The sequence below is a fragment of the Deltaproteobacteria bacterium RIFCSPHIGHO2_02_FULL_44_16 genome (assembly GCA_001798185.1).
Lineage (GTDB): Bacteria > UBA10199 > UBA10199 > 2-02-FULL-44-16 > 2-02-FULL-44-16 > 2-02-FULL-44-16.
Genome location: MGRM01000006.1, coordinates 17,367 through 28,959 on the forward strand (window position 1 = coordinate 17,367; position 11,593 = coordinate 28,959).

The 11,593-nt window shown below is 44.0% G+C and carries 10 protein-coding genes and 1 pseudogene (1 of these 11 running past the window's edge); 9 read left to right on the forward strand and 2 right to left on the reverse strand.

Annotated elements, in window-relative coordinates:
• Positions 1–313 precede the first annotated feature (313 nt).
• From A3C46_03300 to A3C46_03330, 7 genes are all read left to right on the forward strand, one after another.
• Positions 314–772 (forward strand): hypothetical protein, encoded by a 459-nt coding sequence (locus A3C46_03300; protein OGQ23154.1) that lies wholly within the window; start codon positions 314–316, stop codon positions 770–772.
• Positions 769–2,214 (forward strand): Fe-S cluster assembly protein SufB, encoded by a 1,446-nt coding sequence (locus tag A3C46_03305; GenBank protein ID OGQ23155.1) that lies wholly within the window; start codon positions 769–771, stop codon positions 2,212–2,214. Before A3C46_03300 ends, A3C46_03305 begins: the two co-directional genes overlap by 4 nt.
• A 158-nt stretch (positions 2,215–2,372) precedes the next feature.
• The gene (locus A3C46_03310; GenBank protein OGQ23156.1) at positions 2,373–3,119 is read left to right on the forward strand and encodes a Fe-S cluster assembly ATPase SufC; all 747 of its coding nucleotides are present in this window, start codon (positions 2,373–2,375) and stop codon (positions 3,117–3,119) included.
• 43 nt (positions 3,120–3,162) lie between these two features.
• Positions 3,163–4,500, forward strand: coding sequence for a Fe-S cluster assembly protein SufD (locus A3C46_03315; protein OGQ23157.1), 1,338 nt, complete (start codon positions 3,163–3,165; stop codon positions 4,498–4,500).
• 16 nt (positions 4,501–4,516) lie between these two features.
• Positions 4,517–5,776, forward strand: a complete 1,260-nt coding sequence (locus A3C46_03320; GenBank protein ID OGQ23256.1) for a cysteine sulfinate desulfinase — start codon at positions 4,517–4,519, stop codon at positions 5,774–5,776.
• Complete coding sequence (locus A3C46_03325) at positions 5,773–6,252, forward strand: SUF system NifU family Fe-S cluster assembly protein (GenBank protein OGQ23158.1); 480 nt, start codon at positions 5,773–5,775, stop codon at positions 6,250–6,252. Before A3C46_03320 ends, A3C46_03325 begins: the two co-directional genes overlap by 4 nt.
• Positions 6,253–6,269: 17 nt before the next feature.
• Positions 6,270–6,809 (forward strand): hypothetical protein, encoded by a 540-nt coding sequence (locus A3C46_03330; protein OGQ23257.1) that lies wholly within the window; start codon positions 6,270–6,272, stop codon positions 6,807–6,809.
• On the opposite strand, the gene A3C46_03335 is transcribed toward A3C46_03330, so the two are convergent.
• Both A3C46_03335 and A3C46_03340 read right to left on the reverse strand, forming a co-directional pair.
• The gene (locus A3C46_03335; protein OGQ23159.1) at positions 6,775–8,043 is read right to left on the reverse strand and encodes a GTP-binding protein; all 1,269 of its coding nucleotides are present in this window, start codon (positions 8,041–8,043) and stop codon (positions 6,775–6,777) included. The genes A3C46_03330 and A3C46_03335 overlap by 35 nt on opposite strands.
• Positions 8,044–8,143: 100 nt before the next feature.
• Positions 8,144–9,667: a hypothetical protein gene (locus A3C46_03340; GenBank protein OGQ23160.1), complete on the reverse strand. Its 1,524-nt coding sequence runs from the start codon at positions 9,665–9,667 to the stop codon at positions 8,144–8,146.
• 202 nt (positions 9,668–9,869) lie between these two features.
• Here A3C46_03340 and A3C46_03345 point away from each other — a divergent pair, with 202 nt between their 5' ends.
• Positions 9,870–10,301, forward strand: coding sequence for a hypothetical protein (locus A3C46_03345; GenBank protein OGQ23161.1), 432 nt, complete (start codon positions 9,870–9,872; stop codon positions 10,299–10,301).
• Positions 10,285–11,593, forward strand: a pseudogene (locus A3C46_03350) (hypothetical protein); it runs 224 nt beyond the window's last position. Before A3C46_03345 ends, A3C46_03350 begins: the two are co-directional and overlap by 17 nt.

An 11,593-nucleotide genomic window follows, 5' to 3' on the forward strand; every position in this document is an offset into this window, starting at 1 on the left:
AACTACGGAGTTTTCCACTTCTGATCACGGAGAGTCATAAATAATTCATTGATTTTACTTATTAGACTTCTTGCATAACCTCAATAGAATCCAGCCTATAAAGTTTTTGTTTTCAAAGAGATACACTTGGATGTCATCGCGAGCGAAGCGTGGCGATCTCCCGAGTAAACAGAGGAGATTGCCACGCCCTTCGGGCTCGCAATGACAACGAGTGTCACCCAGGGTTACGCAAGAGGTCTATTAATTAAACCATCCAAATTTAGTCTGATTAAACTTGACTGTTTCTATCCGATTTCATAGGAGAGGGACGCCTATGAGATACACTACACGCACCGAATATGGACTTATGAGCTTGGTTCACATGGCTCTCTCGCCTACGAAGCGAGTGACCATTAAAGAGCTTTCAGAACTTGAGTGCTATTCGAGTTCTTACATCGAAAAAATTTTTCAGAGCTTACGTTCTGCACATATCGTCGACTCCTTTCAAGGCAATCAAGGGGGATATGCTTTAGCACGAGAACCAAAAGACATTACACTCAAACACATTATTGAAGCTTTGGAAGGAGAAACCTTTGAAGTCTTTTGTGAATGCCATGAAGTCATTTGCAATCACCCTGTCGGTTGTTCGCTCAAAGGAATCTGGAAAAAAACCAAAGGACTTCTGGACGAATTTTACGGTTCCATCACGCTTCAAGATTTGGCCCATCAACAACGAGGAGCACCACAACCATTTATAACGGAAACGCAACCATCAATACGAGGAAATATATGAGTACGCAAGCCATTGAACAACTCGCAAAACGCGAATATAAATTCGGTTTCACCACTGACATCGAAACAGAAACTCTTCCGAAAGGTTTAAGCGAAGAGGTGATCCGTCAAATTTCGGCGTTTAAGGGAGAGCCTCCTTTCATGCTTGAGTTCCGGCTCAAAGCCTATGCGCATTGGCTGACGATGCAAGAACCGCATTGGTCGATGACACCGTATCCTCTCATAAATTATCAAGACATCATTTATTATGCAGCGCCGAAGCAGAAGAAAAAGACGCTTGCGAGTATGGATGAGGTCGATCCAGAACTTCGTCGCACGTTTGAAAAGTTAGGAGTTCCTCTTTTTGAACAAAAACGTCTGGCAGGAGTTGCAGTGGATGCTGTCTTTGATAGCGTTTCCGTGGCAACAACGTATAAGGCGAAACTCAAAGAGCACGGCGTTATTTTCTGCTCCATGTCAGAAGCGGTGCAAGAATATCCCGAACTGATTCAGAAATATCTCGGCTCTGTTGTTCCTCACACCGATAATTTTTTTGCGGCACTGAATGCAGCAGTTTTTACCGATGGTTCGTTTGTCTATGTTCCGAAGGGTGTGAAATGTCCCATGGAACTCTCAACGTATTTCCGCATTAACACCGAATCATCGGGACAGTTTGAGCGAACCCTTATTATTTGTGAAGAGAATGCCCATGTCAGTTATCTCGAAGGGTGCACCGCACCGAAATTTGATACCAATCAACTCCATGCAGCGGTCGTGGAACTGATTACCCTCGACAACGCTGAAATCAAATACTCCACCGTACAAAATTGGTATGCAGGAGATCCGAAAACCGGAAAAGGTGGAATTTATAATTTCGTGACGAAACGGGGCAAATGCCTTGGGAAAAGATCAAAGATCTCGTGGACCCAAGTGGAAACCGGTTCTGCCATTACCTGGAAATATCCGAGCTGCTTGCTTCTGGGAGATGATTCCGTTGGCGAGTTTTATTCTGTCGCTCTGACCACCAATCGCCAACAGGCTGATACCGGCACGAAGATGATTCACGTTGGGAAAAATACGAAGAGCACGATTATTGCCAAAGGTATTTCTGCAGGTGAGTCGAATAATAACTATCGTGGTCTGGTGCAGATCAATAAATCTGCTGAAGGAGCGCGTAATTTTACGCAGTGTGACTCCATGCTCATTGGCAACAAGTGTAACGCAAATACTTTTCCTTATATCGATGTCCAACATCCCACAGCGCAAGTGGAACACGAAGCTTCGACGTCGAAAATTAGCGATGACCAACTTTTTTACTGTCGCAGTCGCGGCATAAGCACTGAAGACGCGATGAGCACGATCATTAATGGATTTTGCAAAGATGTCTTTCGCGAACTTCCAACAGAATTTGCGGTTGAAGCAACTCAACTTTTAGGGATTAAATTGGAGAACACAGTTGGATAACTATATGAGAGGCTCATTTCAAAACAGATAATGAATTGCGGGTGACGTCGGAGGCTATTTCGGAAGCTACCGCATATAAGCGGAGCTTACGGAATGCCGCAGGCGGCAGGACCCGCAAACAATAAAACGTTTTGAAATAGACTCTCAAAGGAGAAAAAATGTTAGTAATTAAAAACCTTCATGCAAATATCGACGGAACTGAAATCTTAAAAGGAGTTTCGCTCACGATCAATGCTGGCGAAGTACATGCCATCATGGGACCAAACGGTTCTGGCAAAAGCACGCTTGCCAAAGTACTCACGGGCGATGAAAGTTATGACGTCACGAAAGGTGAAGTCATCTTTGATGGGAAAAATCTTTTGGAACTTGAACCAGAAGAGAGAGCGCTCGAAGGTTTTTTCATGGCGTTTCAATATCCGATCGAAATTCCCGGCGTCAATAATGCGAGCTTTCTTCGCATGGCGGTGAACGCAAAACGGAAACATGCCGGTCAAGATGAACTCGATCCCTTGGAGTTCGATGAAATCTTACAAGCAAAAATTCGTTTATTAGAGATGAATCCCGATTTTGCAGAGCGCAATGTCAATCACGGTTTTTCGGGTGGAGAAAAGAAACGAAATGAAATTTTGCAGATGGCCATCTTAGAACCGAAACTCGCTCTTCTCGACGAAACCGATTCAGGTCTCGATATCGACGCTCTTCGTATCGTGGCAAGTGGTGTGAACAAACTCAAACATGAAAAGAACGCGATTCTTCTGATTACTCATTATCAGCGACTCCTCAATCATATTGTTCCTGATTATGTGCATATTATGTATGAAGGGAAAATTGTTCGCTCTGGCGATAAGACTCTTGCCTACGAACTCGAAGAAAAAGGATACGATCTTTTACAAAAATGTGCTTAGCGGCTTACGTCATTCCCGCGTAGGCGGGAATCCAGGAGAAATAATGAGTACAACCATTGAAACCATGATACCGGAAAAATACAAAAATGTTTTTGCGCATGCACCGACATTCACTGGAGATGTGTCGTGGCTCCGCACCCTTCGAACCAAAGCGTATAAACGTTTTCAAGAGCTCGGGTTTCCGACACGAAAACACGAAGATTGGCGCTACATTAATTTAGAACCTATTCTCGAAACAGCCTTTGTCCGTCCAGAAGATATTGTTCCTCACGTCGATCAAGAGATCCTTCAAGAATATATTCTTTCCGCCGACAATCCACGTCTGGTTCTCGTCAACGGACGTTATTTTGAAGAGGGGTCTTCTCTCGGCACTCTTCCCGATCGAGTTCTCTTTGAACCGTTACACAAAGCGCTCACCACCCATGGAACACGTGTGGAACTCGCCATCTCTTCTTCGATTGAGCAGGAAATGAATCCTTTTGCAGCACTGAATAGTCTCTATTTTCAAGAAGGTATTTTTCTTTCCATTCCAGAAGGAGTTCGCATTGAAACTCCGATCGAACTTTTTCTGATCACCACCGAAACAAATCAAGGACCGGCTGTCTATTACCCACGTGTCTTTCTTTCCCTTGGTGCTGGGGCAAAAGCTGATGTGGTCTTAACGTGCTTGTCGTTGGGCAATGAACGATCTTTTCACAATGCGGTCATAGATCTTTCTGTTGGAGAAAAAGCACATCTTTCCACAACGGTTCTTCAACGAAATGGAAAAGAAGAGTTACAACTTGTCACCACGCGCATTCGTCAAGCAAAAGAGAGCGCTCTTTCGATGACCATGCTTACGCATGGAGGAATGATCACACGCAATGAAGTCCAAACATCCCTTCGTGGAGAGGGAGCGACCTGTTTTCTGAATGGTCTCAGTCTTATTGCGAATGATTCGCACGTCTTTCATCATCCGACCACTCATCACGAAATGCCACACACAGTCAGTCGACAGCTTTATAAAAATATTGTCAATGGTCGTGCTCGCTCAGAGTTTAATAGCATGGCCTTTATTCATAAAGGAGCGGTGAAATCTGATTCAGCTCAGCTCAATCGCAATATGGTCCTTTCAAAAACTTCTCGCGCCATTTCACGACCGCAACTGAAAGTCTATACAGATGATGTCGTTGCAGCGCACGGATCCACAACTGGTCAAGTAAGCAATGAAGAACTTTTTTATCTTCGGAGCCGCGGTCTTTCGAAAGAGGTCGCCACGTCGATGCTTGTTTACGGATTTGCAGAAGAAATTGTGCAGACCATTTCTTCTCCGACAATTCAAAAACATGTCGAAGATTTTGTGCGGCGAGATTTAAGCGAGGTGGTCGCAAATGCATCATGAAGAGCTGACAAGAAGTATGGAACAACGGCAAAGAACCCAGAAAAGGGGCGAAAGCTCCTTCAATGTTGAAAAAAGTCGTCTCGATTTTCCCATGCTCCGTCGCAGCGTTCACGGAAAGCAACTGGTCTATCTTGATAATGCTGCGACGACCCAGAAACCGACGCAGGTACTCGATCGCATGGATCGTTTTTATCGTGAAGAATATGCGACCGTCCGTCGCGGCGTCTATGGTCTTAGTCAAGAGGCAACCGAATATTGCCATGAAACACGGAAGCGATGTCAAACATTTCTCAATGCTTCGTCAGCCGATGAAATTATTTTTACAAAGGGGACGACAGAAGCCATCAATCTTCTCGCAACCAGTTACGGTGAAAAATTTCTCCATGAAAAAGATGAAGTTCTGGTGGCAACGACAGAACATCATTCCAACATTGTCCCCTGGCAACGTCTCTGCGAGAAGAAAAGAGCGCAGCTCCGAGTTATTCCCGTGAATGATCAGGGAGAAATTCTTCTTGAGGAATTTAAAAAACTTTTAAATGCACAAACAAAAATTGTGTCAGTTGCTCATGTCTCTAATGCTCTTGGTATCATTCATCCGATTGAAGAAATCACGAAACTGGCGCATCGTGCTGGAGCTGTTGTGGTGATTGATGGAGCGCAAGCTGCGGCACATCTCCCCATCGACGTTCAACGGATTGATTGTGATTTCTACGCTTTTTCAGGTCATAAAACTTTTGGTCCGACCGGCATTGGCGTTCTTTATGGAAAACAGAAATGGCTCGAGAGCATGGATCCCTATCAAGGTGGTGGGGATATGATCTCTTCGGTCACCTTTGAGAAGATCACGTATGCTCCTCCTCCCGCTAAATTTGAAGCGGGTACACCGGCAATTGCTGAAATTATCGGCCTTGGAGCAGCTCTGGAATATCTTGAACAATTTTCTTTTGATGCGCTTCACGCGCATGAACAGAGACTTTTACAAGCAGCGACGGAAGCGATTGCTTCCTCTGGCAAAATAAAAATCATTGGCAATGGGCAAACAAAAGTCGGGATTATCTCTTTTGTCATGGAGGGAATCCATCCTCACGATATCGGAACGATTCTCGATCAAGAGGGAGTCGCCGTGCGCGCTGGTCATCACTGTGCTCAGCCGACCATGGATCGTTTCGGGATTCCGGCAACGACGCGAATCTCTTTTGCTCTCTACAACACGTTCGACGATGTAGAAAAATTACTGGAAGGAATGAACCAGGTAAAAAAGGTTTTCGGAATATGAGCACGCATTTAGAACAACTCTATCAAGAAGTGATTTTGGATCATAATAAGAATCCTCGAAATTTTGGCGAGCTTCCGTCTGCCAATGCCTATTCGCACGGTCATAATCCTCTGTGTGGAGACGATTATCATTTATATTTGAGCATTGATGATGAAGGAATCATTCAAGACATTCGTTTTTCAGGTACTGGATGCGCTATTTCAAAATCGAGCGCATCGATGATGACCGCTGTTTTAAAAAAGAAAACTCTTGAAGAAGCAAAAAGTATGGCGGCTTCTTTTCTAGAGTTAATAACTCAGGATTCTGTTTCAGAAAACACGCGCAGCATGCTTGGGAGATTGAAAATTTTTGAGGGAGTGAAAAAATTTCCGGTGCGCGTCAAGTGTGCCATGCTCATTTGGCGTGCATTAGAGGACGCCATGAAACATCGCAGTGAAAAAAACAAAGGAATAGTCACAACTGAAGAAAAGGAATAAAAATGACAACTCACAATATTGAAATCAGTGCGCAACCGACCCCCAATCCAAACACGCTGAAATTCACGGTCAACAAAGTTCTGCTCGAATCAGGAACTGCCGATTTTCCGACTCGGGAAAGTGCGCAAGGATCCCCGCTTGCTGAAAAACTTTTAGAACATGACCACATCACCGGTGTTTTTGTCGGAGCCAACTTCGTGACGGTGACCAAAGATCCCAGTGCACGATGGGATTTCCTTGTCACCTCGCTAGTTCAAACACTCAAAGATGTGTTGTCGCAAGAGATCACGTTTGTCGCGAACACAAATGTCGCCAAAGGATCATCTGAAAATGAAATTGAACAGAAAATTCGTGAGATTCTCGATGCTGAAATTAGACCTGCAGTTGCGATGGATGGAGGAGACATTACGTTCCACAGTTATCACGAAGGGATTGTAACACTTCATCTGCGCGGCGCGTGCAGTCACTGTCCGGCGTCCGCCATGACGCTCAAAATGGGGGTTGAAAACCGTCTCAAAGAACTTATCCCGGAAGTGAAAGAAGTGATTCAGGTTTAATAATGGCATTCCAGGGAATGACAATCTCATGTTCTGAAAGTGCATAAGCAACATCAGTTGGGCAAATGACAAGCCCGCGTTTGACAGCAAGATGCGGATATGTGGTGCGAAATGAAGTCAGTCCACGAATATCCTGTTTTGTTGGATGCGTTGCTGCTTTGATTTCGATCGGATAAAAAGACCCATCTCGCTCCAAAAGAAGATCGACTTCTCCCCCGCCATGAGCACGCCAGTGATAGAAGTGGGGTTGTACATCAAGGGTGCGAGCGAGTTTTCGTATTTCTCCAACAACAAAAGTTTCAAAAAGTGATCCCCACAGAGGATGAAATCCAACAGCTTCTGGAGTTGAAATGGCCTGCGCAAAGCAGGCCATTCCGGTATCAGCGAGATAGCCTTTCGGTTTATCACTGAGTCGCTTGATCACGTTTCCATGATAAGGAGGAATTTCAAACCACTGAAAAGTGGCCTTCAAAATGTCGAGCCAGCGTGATGCAGTTTGTGGTGTTACCCCAATATCTCGTCCGAGTTGACTGAAATTGACTTCCTGTGCCGTCAATGCAGCACAGAGTCGAAAAAATCTTCCAAAGAGCTGTTGATCCTCAATCTCAGCAAGTTGTCTGACATCGCGTTCAATATAGGTCCGTTGATAGGCCGTGAAAAAAACAGGAAGCTGTTGAAGAGGAAGAAAATGAGCCTCAGGAAGAGAACCGCGCCAGAGATATTCAAAAAGAGGAAATGAACATTCAAACGTTTGAAATGAACTGACATCAATGCCTTCACCTTGTGCGAGCCAACGATCAAGCCAGTTGGGAGAGTTTGTGATTCGTGCCATTTCAGAACAGCTGAAACCTTCCAGATCAAGAAAAACTGCACGACCTGCCAAACTTTCTGAAAGTTTTTTCATCACATTCCACTGCTGCGAACCTGTCATGAGATATTGACCCGGGCGACGGTCCTTTTCTAATGTTCTTTTTATGGCGGACACGAGTTCGGGAGCGTACTGAATTTCATCGAGAATGAGAGGGGTTTTGCGATTCCGCAAAAAAAGATCTGGATCAGCGCGAACATTCTCAACATCAACTGTTGGATCAAAAAGAACATGGGGAAGGTCCGGAAAAAGATGAGTCAAAAGAGTGCTTTTTCCCACTTGACGAGCTCCTGTGACAACCACAACAGGAAAGGTTTTGAAAAGTTCTTTGAGTTGCTTCTCTTGAGCCCGTGGAACATATTTCATATCGATATCTTATGATATGATCATAAAATATCAAGGATTAATTTTTTAGTGAAAACCGTCTCAAAGAACTTATCCCCGAAGTGAAAGAAGTGATCCAGGTTTAAAATCCAAAATCGAGTGCTACCTTCAAAAGAATATCACTATACTGATAGATGACTGAATTGGTGATCGGTGTTGTCACATCCCCATGATGCTCTTCATAAGAAATAATATTTCCTTGGGCATCCCATTTATTTTCAAATGAATAGGTCACGGGACTACTGAGATCGCGCGAATGATATTTATAGAACCGCCATTGACGATCTGCAATATTTCGTTTCCAAACGTGCGGAAGTGTTTTGTACAGAGGATCATATTCCCACTCTTCTGATTCTTGCACTGCTCCTGCAAGCTCTCCTTGATGAAACTTTCGTGTCATCATATTTCCCACTTCATCGTATGTCATTTCCGAAGTGCTCATGACGCGAGAGGAGAGATCTCCTTGACGCCATTTTTCGATCACGACATTTTGATGTTCATCATAACTTCGTTCAACCGATTCGATCACAGAAGACGTCACATCGCCATTATAGCTTTGCTGCACACTCCAACATGCAAAAGAATTACCCCACCACAAACCGCCAGCCTCTTCAGCCGTCATCTCTTTGTTTGGGCAGCTTGCCATCACATCTACTTCATAACTCCACTCATCAGCAATGGTGACAGGAGAACTCAGATCTCCATGTAAATGACGTTTTGAGATCAACAAATTTCCATGCTCATCGAAAACGCGCTCTGCTGATTCAGTGACAGCAGAACTCAAATCTCCATTATTATGAACTTTACGTGTTATCCAATAACCTTCTTCTTCAAAGTTGTCAGAACGTGAAATTTTTATGAGCGGCCAATTGATATTTCGAGCATCATACGTCCATTCAAGGGAACGAAGAACAGGAGAGGCCAGATCGTCTTTGTGTACTTTCAGTGAAAGCTTGTTCCCTTGCTCATCATACGTGTGTTCTTCTGAAGCAGTCACGGCGGCGGTTTCATCTCCATCGCGAAACTGCAAAAGAATAAGCAACCCTTTTTCATTGTAGTCGTAACTGCGAGAAGCAAGAACAGGAGTTGAAAGATCTCCATCGCGTTCCTTTACAAAAAGAATCCGCCCCTTTTCATTATAAAGCGATTCGCTACTTTCAAGAACACGACCATGTTCATCCCCTTCGCGTATCACCTCAATCATTTTTCCTCCACCTTGAGGTGTAGGTTGCCATTCGTAGAGATATGTTTTTATTTTTCCGGACAAACTTTTTTTGATCATACTTGGGATGGAACCATACAGACCATCGCAATTAAAATCGCTCCTATAATCGAGAGCATCGGGAATCGTACTTTTCGGATTAATATATTTATCGTGATCATCGCAATCTGTGTTATCAGCCACTCCAGGCGCTGGATTTTCATCTGTTGCCACCACTTCTTTTGAAGGATCTCCAAATCCATCGCCATCCGCATCTGCAAATCGTCCACCACTGCCATCGAGCCTACTTAAGTTTCCTAAAAGGCCATTTCCGGTCGGTTTTGTCCCTTCACAGCTCGTGAGACTAACACCAAGCCCTATGAGCATTCCCATTAAAAACTTCATTTTTTTCTCATTTCGATACATTCAAAATGAAAGAGAGCAAATTTCATGCCATAAAAAGCAATGCAAAAACAATTCATTGAATCGCGCTTTTGGTCTCAAAATGAAGAAGTCAAGTCAAAAAAATGACAGCAGAGAAAAGAGGAGGTGACTTGAAAAAGTGGATCTCTTCCGTCATAATCCAGAAACAATGAAGGAGGATGATATGAAACCAAAACTGAACTATCAGCAGATGCATCAAAAAGCCAAACGGCTTGTGGAAGAAAGTGTGCAATTTTTAGGGGAAAGTTATCATACTGCTGGTGCGGTGATGGGAAAAACAATGCAAGCGACGAAATTACATTATCAAAGTAGGAGAGATCATCTCGCGCTTTATCGAACGCTTCATGATTTGGGAGCTGCGGTGACAGAAGAGATGCGACATCAATCAGGCGAACAACTTCATATCACCACTCCCATCAAAGGACTTTTTGGTCGTATCATCGAGTTGGAAAAAGAGATTGCGGAAGCAGAGAAAAAAATTTCTTCTATCACCATTGTGGCCAAAGAATCCAAAACGAAAAAAAATTCCTCTCCTCTTAAAAAAGAGGAATCTTCACGAAAAGGCACACACGATCACGATGACACAAAAGCTTAAAGTCGATTTTAATGGTCTTCCTCTTGAAGTTGAAGCAGGGACACCAATTGTTTCACTCTTGAAAGACCATCCACATCCAGGCTCTTTTCCTCCTCTTGGAGCAGTCGTCAACCAGCGTCCCGTTGGTCTTTCTTATGAGCTTAGAGCGCACGCACACATCACCACCATCGATTTTTCTTCGCGTGAAGGAATGGATATCTATCGACGCACCGCTTCTCTTATTCTTTACGCAGCCCTGCTCAATGTCGATCCGAAAGCGCGGATTGTCGTTGGTCAATCGCTTTCACCCACGGCTTACTTTTTTGAACTTCCGGGGAAAAAGGTAGATCCCCTTTTTCTCAAACATCTTCAAGAAGAGATGCAACAACTTATCAAAAATGACCTTCCTATTTTGATTGATCGAACTTCTGTTGAAGATGCGGCACAACGACTCAAAACGATTCAAGCAGAAGATCAAATTAAATTGCTGTATCAACTTAGAGTCCCGGAAGCGGTTCTTGTGCACGTAGCAAAATATGTAGGACTCGTGCATGGGCCTATTGCCCACCGAACAGGAGTCATCGAACAGTGGAATCTTTTTTCGTATGAACATGGACTTGCTCTCGATTTTCCTGATGAAGCGGGAAACATTACGACCAAACTTCCACCACAACCAAAACTTTTTGCGGCTTATGTGGAAACGAAACGCTGGAATGATCTTGTCGGTGTTTCTACTGTGGCCGATTTTAATGAACATTGCATGCAAGGAGACATTGCTGACTTGATCCGTATTTCCGAAGCATTGCATGAGAAAAAAATTGCGGCAATCGCTGATCGTATTGCAGCACAACCAGAGATCAAACTCATTCTGATTGCAGGACCATCATCGTCGGGGAAAACGACGTTTGCGAAACGTCTGAGCATTCATCTCAAAATTCACGGCATTAACCCTATCGCGATTTCACTCGATAACTACTATCGCCCTCATAAAGAGACGCCGCGCCATCCTGATGGATCGTTCGATTATGAACATATCGACGCCCTTGACCTTCCTCATTTTAACCAAAACCTTTCAGCTCTTCTCGAAGGAAAAGACGTGGAACTCCCCACCTATTCTTTTCAGATCGGTGAGCGTCTTGCTCACAAAGCAAAACGTATTCAACTGCAAAAAGGCCAAGTGCTCATTACCGAAGGGATCCACGGTCTCAATGAACGCGTCAGTGAATCTATTCCGCACGCACAAAAATTTAAAATCTTTGTTTCTGCACTGACACAACTTTGTATCGACAATCATAATCGTATTTTTACGACCG

Bases quoted from the DNA above. Each gene is read 5' to 3' on its own strand.
- A3C46_03325 (OGQ23158.1), top strand. From the start codon at position 5,773: ATGAGCACGCATTTAGAACAACTCTATCAAGAAGTGATTTTGGATCAT.
- A3C46_03345 (OGQ23161.1), top strand. From the start codon at position 9,870: ATGAAACCAAAACTGAACTATCAGCAGATGCATCAAAAAGCCAAACGG.
- A3C46_03340 (OGQ23160.1), bottom strand. From the start codon at position 9,667: ATGAAGTTTTTAATGGGAATGCTCATAGGGCTTGGTGTTAGTCTCACG.
- A3C46_03315 (OGQ23157.1), top strand. From the start codon at position 3,163: ATGAGTACAACCATTGAAACCATGATACCGGAAAAATACAAAAATGTT.
- A3C46_03305 (OGQ23155.1), top strand. From the start codon at position 769: ATGAGTACGCAAGCCATTGAACAACTCGCAAAACGCGAATATAAATTC.
- A3C46_03310 (OGQ23156.1), top strand. From the start codon at position 2,373: ATGTTAGTAATTAAAAACCTTCATGCAAATATCGACGGAACTGAAATC.
- A3C46_03300 (OGQ23154.1), top strand. From the start codon at position 314: ATGAGATACACTACACGCACCGAATATGGACTTATGAGCTTGGTTCAC.
- A3C46_03320 (OGQ23256.1), top strand. From the start codon at position 4,517: ATGGAACAACGGCAAAGAACCCAGAAAAGGGGCGAAAGCTCCTTCAAT.
- A3C46_03335 (OGQ23159.1), bottom strand. From the start codon at position 8,043: ATGAAATATGTTCCACGGGCTCAAGAGAAGCAACTCAAAGAACTTTTC.